The organism is Nonomuraea sp. 10N515B (assembly GCF_052245915.1).
Lineage (GTDB): Bacteria > Actinomycetota > Actinomycetes > Streptosporangiales > Streptosporangiaceae > Nonomuraea.
Genome location: NZ_JBQQBQ010000013.1, coordinates 240,396 through 263,343, shown reverse-complemented (window position 1 = coordinate 263,343; position 22,948 = coordinate 240,396). Strand labels below are relative to the sequence as shown.

16 protein-coding genes and 2 pseudogenes are annotated in these 22,948 nt (G+C 68.4%); 11 read left to right on the top strand and 7 right to left on the bottom strand.

From position 1 onward, the window contains the following. From ACTWQA_RS22550 to ACTWQA_RS22540, 3 genes and pseudogenes are all read right to left on the bottom strand, one after another. A pseudogene (locus ACTWQA_RS22550) lies at positions 1-175 on the bottom strand (IS256 family transposase); the annotation flags it as partial. A gap of 1,197 nt (positions 176-1,372) precedes the next feature. Further along, positions 1,373-1,609 (bottom strand): PIN domain-containing protein, encoded by a 237-nt coding sequence (locus ACTWQA_RS22545; RefSeq protein WP_443161124.1) that lies wholly within the window; start codon positions 1,607-1,609, stop codon positions 1,373-1,375. Positions 1,610-1,804: 195 nt separating this feature from the next. Then, on the bottom strand, positions 1,805-2,017 hold the full coding sequence (locus ACTWQA_RS22540; protein ID WP_443161122.1) for a hypothetical protein: 213 nt from the start codon (positions 2,015-2,017) through the stop codon (positions 1,805-1,807). A gap of 353 nt (positions 2,018-2,370) precedes the next feature. Between ACTWQA_RS22540 and ACTWQA_RS22535 the strand changes: the two are divergent. After that, positions 2,371-2,764, top strand: a pseudogene (locus ACTWQA_RS22535) (DUF5713 family protein). 56 nt (positions 2,765-2,820) lie between these two features. Here ACTWQA_RS22535 and ACTWQA_RS22530 read toward each other — a convergent pair. Then, positions 2,821-3,936, bottom strand: a complete 1,116-nt coding sequence (locus ACTWQA_RS22530) for a DUF418 domain-containing protein (RefSeq protein ID WP_443161121.1) — start codon at positions 3,934-3,936, stop codon at positions 2,821-2,823. 442 nt (positions 3,937-4,378) lie between these two features. On the opposite strand from ACTWQA_RS22530, the gene ACTWQA_RS22525 reads away from it, so the two are divergent. The 7 genes from ACTWQA_RS22525 to ACTWQA_RS22495 all read left to right on the top strand — a co-directional run bounded on the left by ACTWQA_RS22525 (position 4,379) and on the right by ACTWQA_RS22495 (position 12,790). Continuing rightward, the gene (locus tag ACTWQA_RS22525; protein WP_443161120.1) at positions 4,379-7,189 is read left to right on the top strand and encodes an AfsR/SARP family transcriptional regulator; all 2,811 of its coding nucleotides are present in this window, start codon (positions 4,379-4,381) and stop codon (positions 7,187-7,189) included. A gap of 316 nt (positions 7,190-7,505) precedes the next feature. After that, positions 7,506-9,434 carry an FG-GAP-like repeat-containing protein gene (locus tag ACTWQA_RS22520; RefSeq protein WP_443161119.1) on the top strand — a complete coding sequence of 643 codons (1,929 nt, stop codon included), beginning with the start codon at positions 7,506-7,508 and terminating at the stop codon, positions 9,432-9,434. A 428-nt stretch (positions 9,435-9,862) separates the two neighbouring features. Beyond that, positions 9,863-10,390 (top strand): GNAT family N-acetyltransferase, encoded by a 528-nt coding sequence (locus ACTWQA_RS22515; protein ID WP_443161118.1) that lies wholly within the window; start codon positions 9,863-9,865, stop codon positions 10,388-10,390. Positions 10,391-10,557: 167 nt separating this feature from the next. Next, positions 10,558-10,914, top strand: a complete 357-nt coding sequence (locus ACTWQA_RS22510; protein ID WP_443161117.1) for a VOC family protein — start codon at positions 10,558-10,560, stop codon at positions 10,912-10,914. Between the two features lie 59 nt (positions 10,915-10,973). Continuing rightward, positions 10,974-11,507 (top strand): AAA family ATPase, encoded by a 534-nt coding sequence (locus ACTWQA_RS22505; RefSeq protein ID WP_443161116.1) that lies wholly within the window; start codon positions 10,974-10,976, stop codon positions 11,505-11,507. 190 nt (positions 11,508-11,697) lie between these two features. After that, the gene (locus ACTWQA_RS22500; RefSeq protein WP_443161115.1) at positions 11,698-12,153 is read left to right on the top strand and encodes an NUDIX hydrolase; all 456 of its coding nucleotides are present in this window, start codon (positions 11,698-11,700) and stop codon (positions 12,151-12,153) included. A gap of 88 nt (positions 12,154-12,241) precedes the next feature. Next, positions 12,242-12,790, top strand: a complete 549-nt coding sequence (locus ACTWQA_RS22495) for a GNAT family N-acetyltransferase (protein WP_443161114.1) — start codon at positions 12,242-12,244, stop codon at positions 12,788-12,790. Between the two features lie 95 nt (positions 12,791-12,885). Here the strand turns inward: ACTWQA_RS22495 and ACTWQA_RS22490 are convergent, their stop codons facing one another. Together ACTWQA_RS22490 and ACTWQA_RS22485 are read right to left on the bottom strand one after the other, a co-directional pair. Beyond that, the gene (locus ACTWQA_RS22490; RefSeq protein WP_443161113.1) at positions 12,886-13,188 is read right to left on the bottom strand and encodes a hypothetical protein; all 303 of its coding nucleotides are present in this window, start codon (positions 13,186-13,188) and stop codon (positions 12,886-12,888) included. Between the two features lie 10 nt (positions 13,189-13,198). After that, positions 13,199-16,024: an ATP-binding protein gene (locus ACTWQA_RS22485; protein ID WP_443161112.1), complete on the bottom strand. Its 2,826-nt coding sequence runs from the start codon at positions 16,022-16,024 to the stop codon at positions 13,199-13,201. Here ACTWQA_RS22485 and ACTWQA_RS22480 point away from each other — a divergent pair. The 3 genes from ACTWQA_RS22480 (at position 15,986) to ACTWQA_RS22470 (ending at position 22,482) form a co-directional block, all read left to right on the top strand. Beyond that, positions 15,986-19,864, top strand: a complete 3,879-nt coding sequence (locus ACTWQA_RS22480) for a S8 family serine peptidase (protein ID WP_443161111.1) — start codon at positions 15,986-15,988, stop codon at positions 19,862-19,864. The two genes, ACTWQA_RS22485 and ACTWQA_RS22480, sit on opposite strands and share 39 nt — an antisense overlap. 158 nt (positions 19,865-20,022) lie before the next feature. Continuing rightward, positions 20,023-20,361 carry a hypothetical protein gene (locus ACTWQA_RS22475; RefSeq protein WP_305914916.1) on the top strand — a complete coding sequence of 113 codons (339 nt, stop codon included), beginning with the start codon at positions 20,023-20,025 and terminating at the stop codon, positions 20,359-20,361. Between the two features lie 3 nt (positions 20,362-20,364). Next, a complete protein-coding gene (locus tag ACTWQA_RS22470; protein ID WP_443161110.1) occupies positions 20,365-22,482 on the top strand; it encodes a carbon starvation CstA family protein in 2,118 nt (705 codons plus the stop codon). On the opposite strand, the gene ACTWQA_RS22465 is transcribed toward ACTWQA_RS22470, so the two are convergent. Beyond that, positions 22,466-22,891 (bottom strand): MarR family winged helix-turn-helix transcriptional regulator, encoded by a 426-nt coding sequence (locus tag ACTWQA_RS22465; RefSeq protein ID WP_443161109.1) that lies wholly within the window; start codon positions 22,889-22,891, stop codon positions 22,466-22,468. The two genes, ACTWQA_RS22470 and ACTWQA_RS22465, sit on opposite strands and share 17 nt — an antisense overlap. Between the last annotated feature and the right edge of the window lie 57 nt (positions 22,892-22,948).

Below are 22,948 nucleotides of genomic sequence, written 5' to 3'. Positions count from 1 at the left end.
CCTCGTCACGCTCGTCGGCGAACGCGGCGATGTAGGCGTCGACCTCGGCCTTGAGCGCTTCGGCGAGCATCCGGCGGGCGCCTTCGCGGACGAGTTCGTCGATCAGCGCGGCGGAGACCGGGCCGCCAGCCGTACGGTGGTCGCCGTCGGCGGGGTCAGGGACTACGGTGAGCATCGCGTGTGCCTTCCCGACCGACGTTGGCGCGTCGGCCATGCGTGAGAGACCTCAAACGATCACCGGGAAGGTACACCCCTTCCCGGCTGATCCACAGGTCTCAAGCATTGCTCGGCTCCAGATGTGCGGGCAGCCAAGCTGCAACAGCGGCCTGGCCCAGAACTGCACAGATGCTGCCCTTATGATCGCCTGTTCTTGGCCGGCCATCGAAGGTGGCTGGGGGCGATCGGCTGGCCAGGGCTTCGTTCCTCAGCCCTGGCCAGCCGAGCACCGTGGTGGCAGGCAGCGATACGCGATGGCGCAAGCGCCACCCTTGACCAGAATCACGGGCGCGAGTCGCCCGTCCCTGGCAGCTATCGGGAGCGGGGAGGGGAATGGGCCAGGCGGTCGTTGACCAAGCGCTGGCGTTCCATCGAAAGACCGCGAGCAGTCATAGCCCTATGCAGAAGATCTGCATCGAACCCGTGCGCCGCCATGTGGTCGAGGAGAGGTTCGTATCGATCGGGCCGATCACGCAAGAGTTCTGTGGCCAACCGCAGTTCCAGGCGCACGACAGGAACGCGATGCGAGCCACACCTGATCAAGACGTAGTGCTGCCACGGGCCACGGCCGATGCACTCCATCCCATCGGAGTCGGTCTCCTGCTCAACCGTGCTGATCTCTACATGGACCCCGTTCACCTCGTACCTAGCGAAATACTGCGAACTCTCGGGGAGCCAAGATGCCGTATACAGGCAGGGGAAGGACGAAAGGGCGGCAGCGAACGCGTCCACGTCCTTCCGCCGAGCCACTAAGAGGTCAACATCCCCGACAGGAAGATGAACACCTTGCAGTAGAGCGGCACCTGTGCCACCCACGCGGTACATCGGGTCGGTCCCCACAGCCCTCAGGGCGGTGAGAGTCGTCTCTAACGCCGACGCTACATCCTCCAGCCGCAGAAATGCCTCACCGTCTCCCATGACGATCAGCGTACCCATTACGAGCCTCCAAGGTCAGGGCTCTATTTGTCGGGCCATTGCCGGGCCGTTAACTCCAGTGACGAGGGGTCAACCACGGTCACTCGAGACCGATCTCCCTCCCAGGTCAGAGCCGCGACGTCGAGTAATCGTTGCAGTTCCCAAGCGGACAGCGCGCGTTCGATTCCCGTCACCCGCTCCAGCGTTCGTGTAACAGTGTTCAGTCCCCACTCAGCGATGATCACTCGGGGCTTGAGTCGTTGAGGAGTTCGGTCTCGACGAGGCCATCCAGCGCCCGGTGGAGTTTCGCGTCGGTGGTCAACAGCGGAATCTCTCGATCGAGAGCAAGCTGCGCGAAGACGGCGTCATACATGCGCAACGTCAACCGCACCGCCAGAGCGGCGGCCCGCTCCAACCGGTCGGCGTCCACGGGATAGACCCGAACACCGAGTTCGTCAATGATGCGAACGGCCGCGATGGACTCATCTGCGGATAGCCGACCCGCGAGCAGACCTTCTTTCGCAGCACTCCGGCAACTTCAATCCGCGCGAAGTCCGCTGTCTCCAGACTTACCCGGTCGTGCAGGAAGTCGTCCCGGATCTGGCGGGCGTGCTCGAAGCCAGGTTGATCGACGAACCACCGTAGGAACACGCCGGTATCCACAACGTACGCGTCAGCCACGCGCGCCTTCTCGGAGACGGTCCAGCTCCTCGTCGACGCCCGTCACACCGCGCATCCGCTCCTGAACCCGCTCCATAATGGCCAGCGCTCGCTCACGGCGACCAGCTGTCTCCAGGTTCTCGCGTACAAGTGCGAGAACCGGCTGGACGCGGTCTTCCGGAAGCCGATCGACTAGAGCATGCAACTCTTCACGCATCGCGCTCATGCTCGCAGTCTACGCCTCGCCCATGCTCGCCTCCCTGGCTATTTATGCAGGCGACGCAGACTGGTGGCCGCGCCCGTTCGCAGAGCGATCTACGGAAACTCAAGGGGACTCACGGTCAATCGACCGGCATACGCCCAGGTCAGCGTTTCCCCTGCTCAGAGGCCGTGATCGCGAAAGAGTTCCCAAGCTGACAGCGCGGGTTCGATTGGCGATTGTCCGGCGGGAACGAGCAGCCAGGCGGATCGTCCTCGTGCCCTGTAGTGGCCCATTAGATAGGCGTGCGGCAACCGCGTGGCCATCGGCCAGCGCACTCCACGCCGCCATCGTCCGCCGGAGCGACGAGCAAGCCTTCGATGTCGGTGACGTGGTGCAGTATCGGCTCACCGGATCACGGCGAACAGGAGATCAGTGTGCCGCCCACCAACCAGCAGATAGCCGGCCACGCGTTCCTCAAGGGTATGTACGAGGACGGCTATTACCCCGACCACGTTGTTGACAAGGGCAGAGGGATTCTGCTGCGCCTGTGCGAGCGCATCGAGGCCGAGCGGCCGTCGGACCTCGCGGCGCTGTACGCCCCATGCGGCGACGGAGAAGTTCAACCAGTTGGAGGCCGAGTTCGAGGCGGCCGGCAGCGAGATCGAGACCGTGGCGCGCGAGGTGATCGCTGAGGACTTCTGGTTTGTGGCGTCGGCCTACGGGTTCGCCGACGCGGACGGGGAAGAGTTGGTCGCGACCCGCGATTGGTGACGCGCCGACTGCTCACGGCCCCGCCTCCTGTGTCTACGGTTGTCAAGGTGATGGGCTCAGCTCGTGGGGATGCGCAGGGATGAGCGGTGCGCCCAGGTCGCCCAGCGCCAGAGCCACTCGATGGGGCCCTGGCGGTAGCGACGCAGCCAGAGGGTGGAGAACAGCCACTGGGCCGCCAGGATGGCTCCCGCAGTCCAGTACGCCGCGGTCGAGGATTGGTCGATCGGCAGGCCGAGGATGCGACTGGCCGCCAGAACGAGGAGTGTGGCGGTCAGATAACTGGTCAGTGCCATCCGGCCCAGTGGCGCGAAAACGAAGTGCAGCGCCGGTCGCAGCGGCGTTCTGAGCAGGACCAGCAGGCCGCACACGTACACACCGACGAGCAGCAGATCTGCAAGGCTGGACGTGGAGGACAGGTACGTCGTGGCCCCCACGGCCCGCATGCTGGCCTGTACCCACAGGGCAGAAGCCAGTCCCGCCGCGAAGACCAGGCCCAGCAGGAGGGGCCCTCGGGTGGACCGCTCGATGTGCTCGATCACTCCGTAGCGGACCAGTGCTGAGCCCAGCAAGAACAGCCCGGCGATCAGCAGGGGCCCGCCCCCGCCGAAGATCAGCGCCGCCGGGATGAGTGCGGCGGCGAGGCCGGCCATGGCCCACCGCGGCAGCCAGGTCGAGGGCAGCAGCACCAGTATGCCGACGACGGCGTAGTTGGTCAGGATCTCGCCCGGCCATAGCAGCATGTGCACGAGGCCGATCGCGAGCAGCGCCCCAAGCCTGCGCAGCAGGACCAGGCGTGGGCGGGGGACGCGGCTCGCGGCGGAGTCCAGCAGCAGCGCGAAACCGATGCCGAACAGCAGGGAGAAGATCGGCAGTCCGAGCCAGGGGTCCCAGTCGCCCATGGGCTGCGCCACGACGGCGGAGCTGCCGGTGGCCATGAGCTGGATGTTGGCGAGCAGGATCTCGCACAGCGCGAACCCACGCAGCACGTCGAGCGCGATGATCCGGGGCCGACCCGAGGAGAGCGCAGCGGTCTGAGGCTGGCCGGACGCATGCTCGGCGGTCTGAGGCCGATCGGGTGAGGCGGCGGCGGGTCCGTCGTGCGGGAGACGGTGGCCGGGATGGCTGGCCGAACCCTTGGGATGCGATTCCTGGGGGAGATCTTCGCGTGGCATGGCGCCTCATCCTGCAGGGCTACCCAGGGGGACGGCACCGGTCGAAAGCAGGGTCCGCAGCACCCGAGATCATACTTTCGGCCGGTTCATCGGCGAGGGCGGGCGCGTGGCCTTAAGCGATCGCTGAGGATCCACGCTGGTAGCCCCTGATCTCGGAAGGCGCGCGGGTACAGCGGCGGATTCCGGTAAGACAGCCAGGCCAGCGTTTCCCCTTCTCAAGATCATGATCTTGAAAATGCCTGGTAGGAGTGCGGTGGCGGACCTGCGGTGGCTGGTTCAGGCGTACCCTTCGGACGGTTCAGGACAAGAACACCGCGAAGCCAAGTGGCGGGTGAACGTTTCAGACGTCGACGACCCAGGTGCAAACGGCCCGAAAACATGCCTTCGACGTATCAAGACGTCGTTACGCTTCTAGATCCGGTGACGAATGGGAGCGCTCCGCATGGGTCTGGAGATCAGGTTCCTCGGTCCGTGGCAGATCACGACGGATGACCATGTGGTCAAGCTGGCCGGGCAGCGGCGGATCGGGGTCCTCGCCAGGCTCGCTCTGGACACAGGCCAGGCCGTCCACGCCGACCGCATCCTCTCCGACGTGTGGGCGGGCAGTTCGGCGGCGACCGCGGCCAAGCAACTCCACATCGTGATCTCCAAGCTCCGAGAGACGCTTGTTCCCCACGGCGGTGAGGACATCATCGAGACGGTCCCCGGCGCTTACCGGCTCACCCTCGACCGTGACCGCGTCGATGCGCACCTGTTCACCAGGCTGGCCCTGCGGGCGCGCACCGCCCGCGCCCAGGACGCGACAGCGACCGCCGACGCGCTGTTCCGCCAGGCGCTCGGGCTGTGGCGAGGGCCGGCGCTGGCCGAGGTGGACGCGCCTTGGGCGAGGATCGAGGCTGGCCGGTTGGAGGAGGAACGGCTCGCTGTTCTGGAAGAGCACGTCGATTTACGGCTCGCCGCCGGGGACCACCGCGCCGTGGCCGCCGAACTCGCCGCGCACGTCAAGGCTCACCCGCTGCGCGAGCGGCCCGCCGCCCAGCTCATGCTCGCCCTGTACCGCGACGCGCGATCTTCCGAGGCGCTGGCCGTCTACCAGGACACCCGCCGGGTCATGGTGGAGGAGTTGGGCATCGAACCCAGCAACGAGCTGCGCCGCCTCCACCAGGCCATCCTCGGCCGCAACCCCGTGCTCGATCTCAGCGCTCCGGCGCAGGACGTCACGCTGGCCGAGCCGGTCGTGCCTGCCGAGCTTCCCGCCGACACGCAGGCGTTCACCGCCCGGGCCACCGAGATCGAGCGGCTGCGAGCCGCCCTCGTCACGGGCGGCGGTTCCATGATCACGGTAATCGATGGTCCCGGCGGCATCGGCAAGTCGGCGCTCGCCGTACACGTAGCGCATGCCGTCAGCGGCCGCTTCACCGACGGCGTTGTCTACGTCAACCTGCACGGCTCCACCGCCGGGCTTGCCCCACTGACGTCCATCGAAGCGCTGCGCCACTTGCTGCGCTCGCTGGGTCTCGACGGCAGTGCCGTACCCGCCGACCCCAGTGAGGCCGCCGCCCGCTACCGATCGCTCACCGCGACGTGCAACCTGCTGGTGATCCTCGACAACGCCCGCGACGTACGTCAGGTCCGCCCTCTCATCCCAGGCGGGGCGGGCTGCCGGGTCCTCATCACCAGCCGCGACCCGCTCGCCGTTCTGGACAACGCCCACCACCTGCACCTCGGCACGCTCGATGACTCCGACGCGGCCGCGCTGCTCACCCGTGTCGTCGGTGCCGACCGGGTACGCGCCGAGCCGGAGGCGACGGCGGAGATCGTACGGCTCTGCGGCGGCTTCCCGCTCGCGCTCCGGATCGCGGGCGCCCGGCTGGCGGCCCACCCCGACCGAGCGATTTCCGATCTGGCGGTACGGCTCGCCGACGCCACCCGGCGCCTGGATCTGCTGGAGTACGCCGACCTGGCCGTGCGCGCCGGTATCGCGGTCAGCCACCAGCACCTACGCGAGGAGCCGGCCGGGCGGGACGCCGCTCACCTACTGGCCCTGCTCGGCCTGCTTGAACTGCCCACGCACACCCCCGCCGTTACCGCCGCCCTGGCAGGCTGGCCGGAACACCGCGCAGAGGCCGCCCTGGAACGCCTCCTTGACGCCCGGCTCCTCGAACCCGCAGGGCCTGACCGCTACCAGTTCCACGACCTGGTCCGCCTCTACGCCCGGGAACAGGAGCTTGCCGGGGAGGGGCGGGCAAGCGCGGTCCGCCGCGTTCTGCACCACTACCTGGCCACGGCGATTCAGGCTGAAGGCCTGGAGAGTGGCCGCACCACGGACTTCGACCACTTCCCCGCCGAGCAGCCCGGGGAGGAGATCACCACCGCGGAGGCCGCGAACGAGTGGGTCGAGCGTGAACGGGACAACCTGCTGGCCGCGGTCCGCCAGGCGGCCAGCGACTCCACCGATCAGACGGCGGCCGTTCTCGCGAACGTCACCCAGTGGCTGTTCGACCGGCGGGGTTGGTTCTCCGAGCTTGTCGAGATGAGCGAGAAGGCCTTGCGAAGTGCCGCCGAGTTGGAGGACTGGGCCGCCAAGGCGCTCCTGCACCAGGGGCTCGGCTCCGTCCACCAGCAACTCGGACGCTTCGGGGAGTCCCTGGACCAGCTGGAGGAGGGGCTGGCCTGCTGGGACCGGGCCGGACTGCCGGACCGGAAGGCGGGGATTTACAACGACCTCGGGACCACCTACGCCATGATGGGCCGCTATGACGACGCCCTGGCCGCGCTGGAGCGTGCGCTCGCCGTCATCGAGCGGACCGGCCGCAGGGACCACGAGTCCTACGTCCGCAACAACCGGGTGCACGTCTACTACCGTCAGGGGAGATTCGGGGAAGCCGTCGACGAAGCACGGCACGTCCTGGCCATGACGGAGGAACTGGACGACACCGGGAGCCTCGGCATCGCCCGCGACACCCTCGCCGACGCCTACCGGGCCAACGGCATGCTCGTCGAGGCCGTAGAGGAATACCGCCACGCCATCAAGCTCCAGCGTGAGGTCGGCTTCACGCTCTACACCGCCGTGTCCAGCTGGTGGCTCGGCCACACCCTGAACGACCTGGGACGACGGGAGGAGGCGTGGGCCTCCTGGCGGGAGTCGCTCGACCTGCTTCGCGAGGCCCGCCTCCTGACCCCCGCCGAGGTGGCGGCCTACCTCGCGCAGCCCGTCCCGGACACGCCGGAACCCATCAAGAACCAGCTGTGAGCGCCGAAGTCCCCTGTGAGAAGCAACGCCATCACGAGCCTCTGCGTTTTGATCTTGTCCAGCGCCGTGGCGGCTGGAGCGTACGAGCAGTGAGACATCGGTCTGTACGATCCAGGAGATCTTCCTGGTCTCCGTCACGCTGACCTCGCCGCTCTCCAACCGCAACCGCCATGCGAATGAGCTTGGATCGGCATGCAGGGGTCCAACCGTAGGTACGGTATGCAGCGGGTATATCCGGCCCCCTCCACGGCACGAATTCCTTGACAGCTGAGCCGGCGCCTGGCGAAATGGGCGTCCGGATCTTGGAAGGAAGCCCGTGCGTCTCGCTCGTCCTCTTGCGGTCACCATGCTCATGGCCGCCGCCTTAGCCGTGCCGCAACAACCTGCACAGGCGGCCGTGTTCAAGCATCCTGGCGTCCTGGTCAGCCGTGCTCAGCTCGACTTCGTCAGGGCCAACCTCGGCAACGAGCCGTGGAAGTCCGCCTGGAACGCCCTGCGAAGCCATTCCTTTGCCTCGCTGTCCTATACGGCCAAGCCCCGCGCCGTCGTGGAGTGCGGCCCGGTGTCGAATCCCGACTACGGCTGCTCGGACGAACGCAAGGACGCCATGGCGGCCTACACGCATGCCCTGCAGTGGTACCTGACCAAGGACTCCCGCTACGCCAAGAAGGCGATCCAGATCATGGACGCCTGGTCAGCTGTGATCACCAAGCACACCGGGGACAATGCGCCGCTGCAGACCGGCTGGGCGGGCGCCAACTTCTCCCGCGCCGCCGAGCTCATCAAGCACACCTACACCGGCTGGGCCCAGGCCGGCCGGTTCGCCGGCAAGCTGCGCACCGTGTACCTCCCGACCTTGATCGCCGGAAGGCCCAACAACAACGGCAACTGGGAACTGATCATGACCGATGCCGCCATCGGCATCGCCGTGCATCTGGACGACCGTGCCTCCTTCGACCGGGCGGTCACGACCTGGCGCGGCAGGCTGCCCGCCTACATCTATCTCAAGACGGACGGCTCATACCCTAAGGCGCCGCCGAACAGCCAGTACGACACCAAAGCCGAGATCATCAAATACTGGAAGGGGCAGACCACGTTCGTGGACGGGCTGACCCAGGAGACCTGCCGGGACTTCTGGCACACCGGCTGGGGTCTCGCCGCCATCTCCCACGTCGCCGAGACGGCCCGCCACCAGGGCGTGGACCTCTACGCCACGGCCAAGCACCGGCTGCGATTCGCGATGGACTTCCACGCCCGCCTGGAGCTGGGCGGGACGGTGCCGTCGTGGCTGTGCGGCGGTAAGGTCACCAAGGGCCTTGGGGACCACTTCGAGGTCGGCTTCAACGCGCTGCACCACCGTCTCGGTTACGACGACATGCCCTACGCCAAGCAGTGGGTCGAGCAGAACCGCCCCGCCGGGGTGTCACACTTCCTGGGCTGGGAGACCCTCACCCACGCGCAGAACCCGCACGGCGCCGGGATGACTGCGTCGGCCACCCCGGACTTCAACGCCGACGGCGTGGGCGACCTCTTCTCCGCCGCCACCGGAACGCTGACCGTCTGGAACGGTAAGGGCGGCAACCAGTTCGGCCCGGCCACCGCGATCGACTCCGGCTGGACGGCCTTCTCCCGGCCGATCGCCGGCGACTTCAACGGCGACGGGATCAGCGACCTGGCGGCGGTCAAGAAGGACAGCCACACGCTGCATGTCTGGAACGGCCAGGGCGCCAACAACTTCACCAGTGCCACCGAGCTTGGGCGCGGCTGGAACCCGTACGAGGACACGCTGATGTCGCTGGGCGACGTCAACCAGGACGGCAGGACCGACATAGGCGCCGTGCACAGCGAGACCGGGACGCTGACCGTCTGGAACGGCAAGGGCGGCAACCAGTTCGGCCCGGGCGACGCGATCGGCCCTGGCTGGGCCGCCTTCTCCCGGCCGATCGCCGGCGACTTCAACGGCGACGGGATCAGCGACCTGGCGGCGGTCAAGAAGGACAGCCACACGCTGCATGTCTGGAACGGCCAGGGCGCTAACAACTTCACCAGTGCCACCGAGCTAGGGGGCGGCTGGAACCCGTACGAGGACACGCTGATGTCGCTGGGCGACGTCAACCAGGACGGCAGGACCGACATAGGCGCCGTGCACAGCGAGACCGGAGCGCTGACCGTCTGGAACGGCAAGGGCGCCAACCAGTTCGGCCCGGGCACCGCGATCAGTCCCGGCTGGGCACCGTACTTCTGAGAGATTCCGGCCCGGATGAGGGCTGTATGCCCACGAACTCTTGGCCGGACGGCGCCGGCGGGATCGGCTATCTGGAGGTGGCCGGATGTCGAAAGCCCAGGTAGACCGATGGATTCGGCACCTGGGCTTCCCTCTTGCGGGGGCCGGGCCACCGCTCGCTGGAGCTAGCGGGCCGACGAATAGTAGAGAGCCATCCTGGCCATGTAGACCGGGGATTCGGTCGGCGAGGTGTTGCCGTAGGCCGGGGGCGCGGTGCGGTGACCAGCCTCCACCTCGGTCAATCAAACACCAAAGGTGCGGCTCCCTTAGAGTGATCTGATCATCCAGCAGCGTGCCAAGAGGGTCTGTCTGACAAACGATCAGCTGCTCGGTTCGCCTGGTAGGAGCCTCCCGAGGCTGGCGGAAGCGAGGCCGATAACATCACGATCATGACGGATTGGGAGCTTCGGCCGGCGTTGATGGCGGACGTCGAGGGAGTGGCCGAGTTGCGGGCCGTGGTGATGAGGCCGGATCTCGAGCGGCTCGGGAGGTACGACGAGCAGCGTGTGCGGCAGCGGCTGCGGGACGGGTTCATGCCGGCGCACACGTGGATGATCGAGGTGGATGGCGCCCCGGCCGGCTGTGTGGCGCTGCGGCCGGCGAAAACCGCCTACTGGCTGGAGCACTTCTACCTGGATCCGGATTCGCAGGGCAGAGGCATCGGTTCTGCCGTGCTGAGCAGGTTGTTGGAACGGTGTGATCGCGAAGACGCCGTGGTTCGGCTGAACGTGCTGCAGGGCAGTTCGGCCCGCCGGTTGTACGAGCGGCACGGGTTCACGGTCGAGAGCGAGGACGCGGTGGACGTCTTCATGGTGCGCCGCCCCTCTTCGCCTGGCGATCGGGATCACTCGGTAGGGACCAGGCCGGGCGAATCGTCCTCGTCACCATCGCCCGCCCGCTCCGGCCTGCACTCTTAGCTCGTTCCGCACCGTGCCAGGTCCGGCTTCCGCAAGTTCGAAACCGGGTGGGGTGCCGACGGCCTGGCCGAGGGTCCCCCTGACGCTCCCATGTGCAGGTGCCCCGGCTCATCAGTGGGGATAAATGCATCGACGCGGTGGACGCTCGCCGGTTACCGTCTGGAGCCATGCGGCTGAATCATCTGGCTCTCGCCGTACGCGACATCGAGCGCTCCCGCAGGTTCTACGAGACCTACTTCGGCTTCGATGCGGGCCCGGCGAGCAGGTATGAGGACGGAACCTTGATCATCCGGGATGGGGAGGGGTTCGACCTCGCCCTCCACCCTGACCCCGATCCCCGCAAGCTGCCTGACTTCGCGCACTTCGGGTTCACGACGCCCGATGTCGCCGGGCGCCTGGCCCTCCTTGAGCGTGATGGTGTTCCGATCGTGGAGCGGTGGTCGGAGCCGGGGCTTGACAGTTTCAAGTGCCTCGACCCTGACGGATACGTGGTGGAGGTCTACTGGGAGGAGCCCGTCTCCTAGGGCTGACTGGGCGCGCGGCTGCGCGGTTTGATCGCGAGTGTGGCGATAAGGTCGCAGCCGTGAGCCATATTGCTGATGGGGTTGAAGACGGACAATTTCCAAAGGGTCCGTCGGCGCGGTCCGTCGTGATGATGTGTGGGATCGCTGGGTCGGGCAAGTCGACTTACGCTCAGGCGCTGGAACGGCGCGGCTACGTCCGGCTGTCGATTGATGAAGTGATCTGGATGCAGTTCGGTCGAGATGCGGCGGAGTTCGAACCGGCTGAATATGAGCGCCACAAGACTACTGTTGAGAAAATCTTGAGGAATCAGCTCGTGGAGCTCATGGAAGCCGGACGACCGGTGGTCTTGGACTACAGCTTTTGGAGCCGGTCGACTCGTGACCGCTACAAAGCCCTTATCGAGAGCCATGGATGTCAGTGGGAGCTCATCTATCTCAAGGCGAGCCCTGAAACGCTGCGCCAGCGGCTCGCCGCGCGCAACAAGCTGCACGGGGCCAACTCGGTGACCGTGTCCGAGGATCTCCTCAACAAGTATCTTGCTGGATTCGAGGAGCCCGTTGACGAGGGAGAGCTCACCATTCTGCAGGACTGAGATGACATTACGGGTTCCGCTCCCGGAATCGATCCGCCTCTATGGTGAAAACCGAGGTCAATGCCGATCAGGACCCCACCACGTGTGGCGGGGCCAACGACGAGGGTGCCCGGTGGCTGGTTCATGCGAGTGCCGTCGTGGCTGGGATCGTTATGATCGCGTCTGCCGCATTCTCGCCGAGGAGACAAACATGCCCATCAGCAAGGCGATCCGCGACAAGGCGCTCTGCTACATCGTCCGGGACGGGCGCCTCCTGGTCTTCCGGCACGTGGACTACGGCTTCGAGGAGGTCGGCATCCAGGTGCCCGCCGGCACCGTCAAGCCCGGGGAGGAGCCTGAGCAAGCCGCGCTCCGGGAGGCGCGGGAGGAGACGGGGCTGCGTGACTTCACCGTGGTCAGGAAGCTCGGCACGTACGAGTACGACATCACGCCGTACCGTCCCGAGATCCACCGTTGCCACGTCTTCCAGCTGGTCCTCCACCAGGGAACCCCCGACCGCTGGGCCAGCCAGGAAGAGAACGACGGAGTGGGGGAGCCGATCCGGTTCGAGTGCTTCTGGATCCCGCTCGAGCACGGCCACGTGCTGCAATCAGGTCAAGGGACGCTTCTCTCCCGCCTCTTCGATCATGAACCGTCGCATGCGTGAGATTCTCCTGCTACCCGGCGGTGGGCGGACGAGCCGGGATTGGGAAATCCGATTGACGGGGTCGAAGGCCGACGATCATCCTCGACGGATGCATATCGACTTTTCGAGGATCTCCGCCGGCGACGGAGAAGTGCTTGCCGACTTCCTGACCGGTGAGGAGTGGCCGTACCACGCGGGCAGGCAGGACCGCGAGACCGTGCTGCGGTTCGCCGCCGAGGGCCGCTACGACGACGGCGAGACGCGCACGTTCTGGGTGCTCGCGGCCGGCGAGCGGGCGGGGCTGGTCAAGCTGCAGGACCTCGCCGACGACACCCCCATGTTCGACCTACGGGTACGCCAAGCGTGGCGCGGACGCGGCCTCGGCGCGGCGGCGGTGGCTTGGCTGACCGGCTACCTGTTCACCGAGCTGCCCGAAGTGCTGCGGATCGAGGGCACGACTCGCCAGGACAATCACGCGATGCGGGCGGTCTTCCGTAAGAGCGGGTACGCGAAGGAGGCGCACTATCGGGAGGCATGGCCGGCCCCGGACGGCACGCGGCACGACGCGGTGGGCTATGCGATCCTGCGTCGCGACTGGCTGTCCGGGACCGTCACCCCGCCCGACTGGGACGATGAGCCCAAGGTTCCTCTCACCTGAGGCCCGGGTCGTCCCTGTCATGTGTGGCCATCTCCTCGAACGCGTACCGGCAGATCACTCGCAGGGCGTCGGTCGCGTAGCCGGCGCCCAAGCATCTAGGAGCTCTCTACTCTCGCGCGCACGGACGCGCTGTCGGACTCCAGGCCCGGGATGCGCGCCGCGATGAGGTCGTCGATATGCATGAAGGCGATCAGGTTGCTCACCGCGTGGGCCGGGTCGGCCATGATCTGGTGGATTTCGGCCTGCTTCTGGGCATCTGTCGCCTTCGGCCCGATGTGCCAGACGCCGTTCCGTTTGATCGCGTCGATGGCCGCGTCCCGGAGGGCCTGGGCGTCGATGATCGACATGGTCATCGTGATCTCGACGCTGACGTCCTGCCGTGTGTCTGAGTCGGACATGACGGCCAGCCTAATCGTCGGCAGTGAGCTGTAGTGCCGCGAGTTCTTTGCGTGACAGGTAGCCGAGCTTGCGCAGCGCGCTGGAGATGTGGCTCTCGACGGTGCGCCTGGACAGGAACAGCTCGGTGGCGATCTCCTGGTTCGTCTTCCCCCCGGCGGCCAGCAGGGCCACCTCGCGTTCGCGGGACGAGAGCGTGCGTCCGTGGGAGGGACGGCCGCCCCGCCACGGGTACGGGATGGAGACGCCGTTCTGTCGCATGATCCGGGTGACGCGGGCGATGTCCCGGTCGGCGCGCATCGAGCCGTACGAGCGCAGCGCGTCCTCCAGCAGGCGGCCGCCGGCGGATGCCCCGCGCTCGCATCGCCAGCGGCCCAGTCGCTCGGCGGCCAGGGCCTCCTCGTACCGCAGCCCGGCGTCCTCCAGCGTGGTACGCGCCGCGTCCAGCAGGCGATCGGCCTCGTCCGCCGCCCCGCGCGATCGGGCCAGCACGGCCTGGGCGGTCATCAGGGCGGCCTGGGCCGACGGCGCGTCGGCCCCGGCGATCCCGGCGGCCAGCTCACCCACGACCTCAGTGGCACCGCCCAGCCCGCCCACCGCTTCCAGGGCGTCCACCAGGCACAACGTGGTTTCCGCGCCCCACACCCACGCCCCCTTGGCACGGACCTGGACAAGCGCCGCGGACGCCTGCCCGGCAGCCCCCGCCGCGTCGTTCAACGTCAGCAGCAGCCGCGACAGCGCCGTCCGGGCGGGGATGAGCGGCCACACCGCACCCACCCGCTCGGCGACGGCGATCACCTGCCCCAGGCAGGAGACGGCTTCCTCGGCTGGACCGGTCGCGGCGAGCAGCACGCCCTGCAGCAGACGCGAGTCCAGGGAGGCGGCGGCGAAGGTGGCCGTCGCCCCGCCGAGGCGGCGCAGCCGGTCGGCCAGGCCGTCCCATCGTCCGGCGGCGCGGTCCACGGCGGCCGTGACGAGCTCGACGACCTCCGCCACCCGCAGGTATCCGGCCTGGTCGGCGACGTGGCGCCCCTCGGCCAGCAGGTCCTCGGCACGCTGGAGCCGGCCGATGTGCAGCGCGGCCTGGGCCCAGTTGATGCAGGCGCGGGCGTGTTCCCGCGGCGCGGCACGCAGGCGCTCGTCATGCAGCAGGTCGTCGATCAGCCGCCAGCTCGCCGGATCGCCCTGCTCCAGCAGGAGCGAGGCACGCGCGATGCGTACCGCGATGGCGGCGTCGGGGTCGCCGCTGCGCCGGGCGGCCTCCTCGGCCTGGTCGCAGCGGGCGGCGTGCTCGGTGACGTGCCGGTCCACGACGGTCTCCGGTGCGGCGAGCACCGCCAGCGCCCGGCTCAGCAGCCGGGGCCGGTCGCCGAGATCGCGCACCGCCTCCTCGATCCGCAGGTAGCCCGCCCGGGCCTCGCCCTGCTGGCGCAGCAGGCGGCCGAGGGCGAAACGCAGCTCCCCGCGCAAGGGGGCCGGCAGCGGCTCGGTCGTCAGCAGGCGTTCGAGTATCGGCACGGCCTCCGCGTGCGCCAGCCCGTCCACCGCGGCCCGGCCCAGCTTGACGGCCAGCCGTACCCGGGCCTCGCGGGACAGCTCGCCGACCTCCAGCGCCTGGAGCAGGAACCGGGCGGCGGTGGCGTCGTCTCCGTGGGAGAGCGCGGTGCCGGCCGCCGCCTCGGCGTTGTCGACGAACTCGGCCGTGTGGCCGGCCTGCCGGAAATGGTGGGCGAGCCTGGCCACCGGCCGTGGACCCGGCCCCGACTCCAGGGCCCGCGCGGTCTTGAGATGCAGCCAGCGCCGGGCGGACACCGGCACGTTCTCGTACACGATCTGCCGGGCCAGCGCGTGCCGGAACCGGCACTGCCCGTCCTCCTCGTGCAGCAGTCCCACCGCCTGCGCCGCGGCGAGCGCACGGGCGATACGCGCGGCGTCGCGGCCGGTGACGTCGGCGAGGATGCGCTCGTCTGGTGTGGTGCCGAGGACGGCGGCGGCCCCGAGGATCTCCTGCGCGGCGTCGTCGAGGGTGGACAGGCGCTGCAGCACGACGTCCCGCAGCACGGTGGGGACCGCCAGGCCGGCCAGCATGTCAGGTCGGCCGGGGATCTCGCCGGCGGGCAGGCGCTCCAGGAGCGTGCGGAGGACCTCCTCCACGACGAACGGGATGCCGCCGGTCTTCTCGTAGAGGGAGGCCGCGAAGGTACGGGGGAGCTCGCCCTGCAGGATGGTCGCGGCGAGCTGCTCCACCTCGGGCGGGCCGAGCGGGCTGAGGCTGACGAACCGCGACGTGGCCCGGGCGAGCGCCCCGCGAAGCGGGAGCCGGCCGTGGTCGGTACGGGCGGTGAGGATCACCGAGAGGTCGCGCGGCTGGTGGGAGGCCAGGAAGGCGAGGAAGTCATGGGTGCCGCCGTCGGCCCAGTGCACGTCCTCCAGGACGAGGACCAGGGGGCTCAGGTGCTCCAGCAGGGCCACGGCCGCACGGAACACCCGGTGCCGCTCGGCCCGCTGGTCGGGCAGCGCGGGAAGGGGCGGCGGCAGGTGCTCGGCGAGTTCCGGCAGCAGCGGCGCCAGCGCGCCGGTCACCGGGTTGAGCGGACCGGATCCGGCCAGCTCGTCCCCGGCCAGGCGGAAGGAGTCGAGCAGCGGCGACAGCGGCAGCGGCTCCTGGAGCTGCTCGCACTGGCCCACGAGCGTGCGCTTTCCCTCCAGGCCCGATAACAGCTCTTCGACCAGGCGGCTCTTGCCGATGCCCGCCTCCCCCTCGATCAGGGTGAGCGACGGCGGAGCGGCGATGACCGTATGGAGGAGCGCAAGCTCCGTTCGGCGGCCGATGAGCACGTCATCACGTTATCGGATGTCCTCAAAAATCCGTATGCGGTACGGATGCCGCCCCAAATGCGCGCCCTTAGCCTCGATGATCAACCGCGTGATCCGCGGCATGTGCGAAGGGGCGACATGGTTGTGGGTAAATCTCCTGGTAGACGATGGTCGGCGGCGTTAGCCCTGACCGGACTAATGGCGACCGGAATAGGCGCCCCGGCAGCCGCGGAGAGCGGCGCCGAGGAACAGAAAACTTACATAGTTCAAATGGCCCTGGACCCCGTTGTGACCTACGCCGGCGACGTGGGCGGGCTGACGGCGACCAAGCCGAAGCGGGGCGAGAAGATCGATCCCCGGTCCGCCGAGGTGAGCAAATACGTCGAACACGTCAAGGGCCGGCACGACGTGGCATTGATGAAGGTGGGCGGCGGCAAGAAGCTCTACGAGTACGTCTACTCCTACGAGGGCTTCGCGGCCCAGCTGACCAAGTCCCAGGCCGAGCGGCTGCGGGCGATGCCCGACGTCGTGGCCGTGACCGAGGACAAGAAGGTGTCGGCCGCGACCGACTCGACGCCGGCCTTCCTGGGCCTCGACGCCCGCGGCGGCCTGTGGGACCAGCTCGGCGGCACCAAGGACGCAGGCGAGGACCTGGTCATCGGCGTCATCGACAGCGGCATCTGGCCGGGCGGCAAGAGCTTCGCCGACCCCGACGTCGACGGCAAGAAGTACCACTCCGTCCGGGGCTTCCGCGGCACGTGTGCGGCGGGCGCGGACGACTCGTGGAGTGCCGGCGCCTGCAACGGGAAGCTGGTGGCGGCCCGGCACTACAACGCCGGGTTCGGCGGGGACGAGGCCATCAAGGAGGCCCTGCCGTGGGAGTTCCTGTCGCCGCGTGACTACAACGGGCACGGGACGCATGTGGCCGCGACGGCGGCCGGCAACCACGGCGTGCCCGTGACCGGGGCGGCCAGTGCGTTCGGCATGGTCAGCGGCATCGCACCGCGGGCCAGGATCGCCGCCTACAAGGCGCTCTGGTCCGAGCAGGACGGGAGCACCGCGTACGGCAACAACTCCGACCTGGTCGCCGCCATCGACCAGGCCGTGGCGGACGGCGTGGACGTCATCAACTACTCCGTCTCCGGAACGAGCAGCGACTTCCTCGACCCGGTGGAGGTGGCGTTCCTGGCCGCGGCCGAGGCCGGTGTCTTCGTCGCGGCGGCAGGCGGCAACGACGGCCCGACCGCGTCCACCGTGGCGCACCCGTCGCCGTGGATCACCACGGTCGCCGCCGGCACGCACAACCGGGTCGCGCAGGGGACGGTCACGCTCGGCAACGGCGCCGCGTACAGCGGAACGTCGGTGACCGAGACGAAGGCCGGTCCCGCGCCGCTCGTGGACGCCACCGCCATGGGGATGACCGGCGCCGACCCGGTGAAGGTGACGCAGTGCTGGGCCGCCAAGGACAACAATGGCAAGGCGGTGCTCGACCCCGCCAAGGTGAAGGGCAAGATCGTCATCTGTGACCGTGGCCAGACGCCCCGGGTCAACAAGAGCGCCGCGGTCGCCGAGGCAGGCGGCATCGGCATGATCATGACGAACGTCGACGAGAACACCGTCGACACCGACCTGCACCCCGTGCCCACCGTGCACCTCGCCGTCAAGGACCGCCAGGCCGTGAAGGACTACGCGGCCGCCGGAGACGCGACGGCGACGATCGAGCAGGCGAAGATCATCACTGACGCCCCGGCGCCGTACGTCGCCACCTTCTCCTCGCGCGGGCCGCTGACCGCGGGCAACGGCGCCGTGCTGAAGCCCGACATGACCGCCCCCGGCCAGGACATCCTGGCGGCGGTGGCGCCGCCCGGTCGCGCCGGGCACGAGTTCGGCCTCTCCAGTGGCACGTCGATGGCCTCCCCGCACGTCGCCGGGCTGGCCGCGCTGCTGAAGGACCGGCATCGGGACTGGTCGCCGATGGCCATCAAGTCGGCCCTGATGACGACCGCGCGGGACGTACTCGCCGGCGCCCACCCGTTCGCACAGGGCGCCGGCCACGTCACCCCGAACAACGCCGCCGATCCCGGGCTGGTCTACGACAGCGACATCAACGACTGGATCGCCTTCCTGTGCGGGACCACCAAGGGCGTCAAGCAGGAGAACTGCGACACGCTCGCCGGCACGGGGCGCTCGCTCGCCCCGGGCGACCTGAACACCCCCTCGATCGCCGTCAGCAGGATGAACGGGCCGGCAAAGGTGACCCGCGAGGTCACCAACGTCGGCCGCTCGACCACCACCTACACCGCCTCCGTCAGCGGGCTGGACGGGATCACGGCCAAGGTCAGGCCGAGCAAGCTCACCCTGCGGCGGGGCGAGACCAAGTCGTTCACGGTCGAGTTCACGCGGGCCGCCGCGCCCATGGGCGCCTACCAGAGCGGGCAGCTCACCTGGAAGGACGATCGCCACACCGTACGCGTCCCAGTCCTGGTGCGCCCGGTGCCGGAGAAGTGGGCGGCCACGTACGGCGTCGCCATGGGCCGGGACTCCGCCGAGCTCATCGCCCTCGACCCGAAGGGCAAGCGGGTCTACGTGACCGGGATGAGCTACGGGCAGTCACCCGGTCAGCTCAAGCCGGTGATCGCCACCGTCGCCTACGACGCGGGCACCGGCGAAGAGCTGTGGAGCAAGACGTACACGGCGGCGGGGATCTGGGAGGAGGCGCACGCGCTGGAGGTGAGCCCCGACGGCGGCAAGCTCTTCGTCATCGGTGACAGCACCGGCACGGAGACCGGCAACGACGCCGTCACGATCGCCTACGACACCGCGACGGGCGATGAGGTCTGGGTCGCCCGGCACACCGGCACCGCCGACGCCTCCTCCGCCGGCGACAGCGGCAACGCGGCCGCGGTCAGCCCGGACGGCAAGAGCATTTACGTGGCCGGCATGGCCACACTGGGCGAGTCCGCCGATTCGGACTACTTCACGGTCGCGTACGACGTGAACACCGGTCAGCGCCAGTGGCTGGCGCACTACGACGCTGCGGGTCCGCACGTCGACACCGCGGGGGTGATCGCGGTGACCCCGGACGGGTCCAAGGTCTTCGTCAGCGGCCAGAGCAGCGGCGAGGAAAGCACCGGTCTGTCCGACTGGGGCACCGTCGCCTACGACGCGAGCACCGGCCGGCAGCTCTGGACGGCCCGGCACGACGGCCCCGCGCATGGGGGTGACGTCCCCTCCGCCATGGCCGTGTCCGGCACGAGCGTCATCATCACGGGGAGCAGCGTCGACCCCGGCACACAGACCGATATGACGACCATCGCCTACGACATCGCCACAGGAACGGAGGTGTGGGCGGACCGCTACGACGGCCCGGCACACGGCAGTGACAACGCGCAGGACATCACCGTGGTGTCCGGCAAGGTGTACGTCACCGGCAACACCGAGGGCGTGGGCACGGGATCGGACTTCACCACCATCGCGTACGATGCCGCGACCGGCCAGAGATCCTGGGCGCAGCGCCACAACGGCAAGGCCGGCAACGAGGACACCGCTTGGGACGTGGCCGTGACCCCGGACGGTGGCAAGGTCGTCATCACCGGCCATGTCGGCAACGAGATGGCCGTGGGCACCGACTACGTGACCATGGCCTACGACGCGGCGACCGGCACGCCGGTCTGGACGGGGAACTACGACGGCGCGATAGGGGCGGCGGACAGCCCGTCCGCCCTCGCTGTGGACGCGGATGCCGAGGCCGGGGTGCGGATCTTCGTGACCGGGTCGACCGCGACCGGCGGGTTCCCGCCGGACATGCTGGACATGGACTTCGGCACGGTGGCGTACTTCGAACCCTGGAAGACGCCCTGACCTGAAGCCCTGACAGGGAACCGGCGCCCCCGGCCCGCTCGTCCGGGCCGGGGGCGTCTGTGTGCTGTCAAAGCCAGCCCAATACCCGTTTCAAAGGCGACTACAGCGGGTAAGGCCGACGTTAAAATTCTGAGCTGCCTGATACTCAGGAGCCACAGATGTCCCGTATCACGCTCACGCTCGCCGCTCGTGAAGCGCTGCACGACGACGAAGTGGTGTTCTTCGACTGGCACGTGACCGGCCTGTGCTGCGCGGACGCCGGCGAATTCTCCGTAAGACCGTTGCGCCGCTCCCGGCTGCCCAAGCGGGCGCGCAGCCTCGAAACCGATCTGGTGTATGCCCATCCGACCGCCTGGGTGCATCTGGCCGAGCTTCCGGTCACGATCGACTGCCGTCCGCTCTGGCACTGGCGGCGCTTCACCACCGATCTGCCGCCGGACGCTGGGCTGCGTTGCTGCCTCGGGCGCCCTCTATATGGCTCTCAGCACGGGAGGTAACCGGTGAAGTTGCGCTCGATCATCATCTGGACGGTGGTCGCCGTCGTGGGCGCCACCGGGTGGGCGGTGCTCGCCCTGTCCAGAGGCGAGAACGTCAACGCGGTGTGGTTGCTCTGCGCCGCGCTCGGCTCGTACGCCATCGCCTACCGGTTCTATGCCCGCTTCATCGTCCGCAAGGTGCTGCGGGCCGACGACCGCAGGGCCACTCCGGCCGAGCGGCTCGACAACGGCATCGACTACCAGCCGACGGACCGGCGGATCCTGTTCGGGCACCACTTCGCCGCCATCGCCGGGGCGGGGCCGCTGGTCGGGCCCGTGCTGGCCGCTCAGATGGGTTATCTGCCCGGGACCATCTGGATCATCGCGGGCGTGATCTTCGCCGGGGCCGTGCAGGACATGGTGATCCTGTTCTTCTCCATGCGCCGCAACGGCCGCAGCCTCGGCCAGATGGCCCGCGAGGAGATCGGTCCCGTCGGCGGGGCGGCGGCGCTCGTCGCGGTCTTCGCCATCATGATCATCCTTCTGGCCGTGCTGGCGCTGGTCGTGGTCAACGCGCTCGCGCAGTCGCCGTGGGGCGTCTTCTCCATCGCGATGACCATCCCCATCGCCCTGTTCATGGGCTTCTACCTGCGGGTGATCCGGCCCGGCCGGGTCGTCGAGACCACGGTGATCGGGGTCGGCCTGCTGCTGCTGTCGATCGTGGCGGGCGGCTGGGTGCAGGAGTCCAGCTGGGCGCCGTTCTTCACGCTGAGCCCGTCGGCGCTGGCCTTGTGGCTGATCGCGTACGGCTTCGTCGCCGCCGTCCTGCCGGTGTGGATGTTGCTGGCGCCACGTGACTACCTGTCCACCTTCATGAAGATCGGCACGATCGTGCTGATCGCGATCGGCATCGCCATCACGATGCCGCCTATGCAGACCACTGCGTTCACCGACTTCGCCTTCAACGGCAAGGGTCCGGTCTTCGCGGGTTCGTTGTTCCCGTTCGTGTTCATCATCATCGCCTGCGGGGCGTTGTCGGGGTTCCACTCGCTGATCTCCTCCGGCACGACGCCCAAGATGATCCAGAAGGAGACCCAGGTCCGGATGATCGGGTACGGCTCCATGCTCATGGAGTCGTTCGTCGCCATCATGGCGATCACCGCGGCCTGTGTGCTGACCCCCGGGCTCTACTTCGCGATGAACTCGCCGGCAGGCGTCGTCGGGGCCACCGTGGAGACCGCCGCCCAGGCGGTCACGAACATGGGCTTCGTGATCACGCCCGAGGAGCTGCAGGCCGCGGCGGCGGCCGTACAGGAGGAGACGCTGATCGCCCGGACGGGCGGCGCGCCCACGCTGGCCGTGGGCATCTCGCAGATCTTCTCCGGCTTCCTCGGGGGAGCGGGGCTGCAGGCGTTCTGGTACCACTTCGCGATCATGTTCGAGGCGCTGTTCATCCTCACCACCGTGGACGCGGGCACCCGGGTGGGGCGGTTCATGCTGCAGGACACGATCGGCAACCTGTGGAAGCCGATGGCGCGGGTGAGCTGGTGGCCGGGGCTGGTGGCCTCCAGCGCGGTGGTCGTGGCGGCCTGGGGTTACTTCCTCTACCAGGGCGTCAACGACCCGCTCGGCGGCATCAACCAGCTGTTCCCGCTCTTCGGCATCGCCAACCAGTTGCTCGCGGCGGTCGCGCTCACCGTGGCCACGACCCTGCTGATCAAGAGCGGGCGGCTCAAATGGGCCTGGGTGACGGCGGTGCCGCTGGCCTGGGATGTCGCCGTGACGCTGACGGCCAGCTATCAGAAGGTGTTCTCGCCCGACCCCGGGCTCGGCTTCTTCGCCCAGCGGGACCGCTATCAGGCGGCGCTCGACCAGGGACAGGTGCTCGCGCCCGCCAAGTCCATGGGCGCGATGCAGCAGATCGTGATCAACTCCACCGTGGACGGCATCCTGGCCGCGTTGTTCGCCGTAATGATCATCATCGTGATCCTGGACGCGGCCCGCGTATGGGTGAAGGCGATCAGGACGCGGGAGCCGCTGCCGACCACGGAGGCGCCGTTCGAGGAGTCGAAGCTCCTGGCGCCGTCCGGGCTCATCCCCACCCGCGAGGAACGCGAGCTGATGGCTAAAACTCCTGGATGATGCGGCTCAGCGTGGCGTGCAGCTCGGCGAGGCCGTCCTCGCCGAGCAACGCCGCAACCCGGCGCTCCACCTCGTCGATGGCGGCGTAGCCGATCTTCAGCGCCTCATCGCCCCGCTCGGTGAAGACGATCAGTTTGGCGCGGCGGTCGGCCGGGTCGGGCATCCGGCGCAGGTAGCCCAGCCGCTCTAGGTCGTCCACCAGCGCCCCCATGGCCTGAGGGGTCATCTGGGCCTTCTCGGCGAGCCTGCTCAATCGGATGCCCTCGTGCTCCATGTGGAAGAACACAGCCGAGTGGGCGGGCCGGACGTTCACGTCGTACGCATGGGCGGCCTCCTGCACGATGTTCTGCAGGCGCAGGTACGCCTCATACAGCAGGGCCACGACGTGCGGCGGATGAGTGGCGGCCACGGGTCTTCTCCAAACTGCTAAGGGTGCCTTATATTAAGGCAACCTTAGCAATGGGGG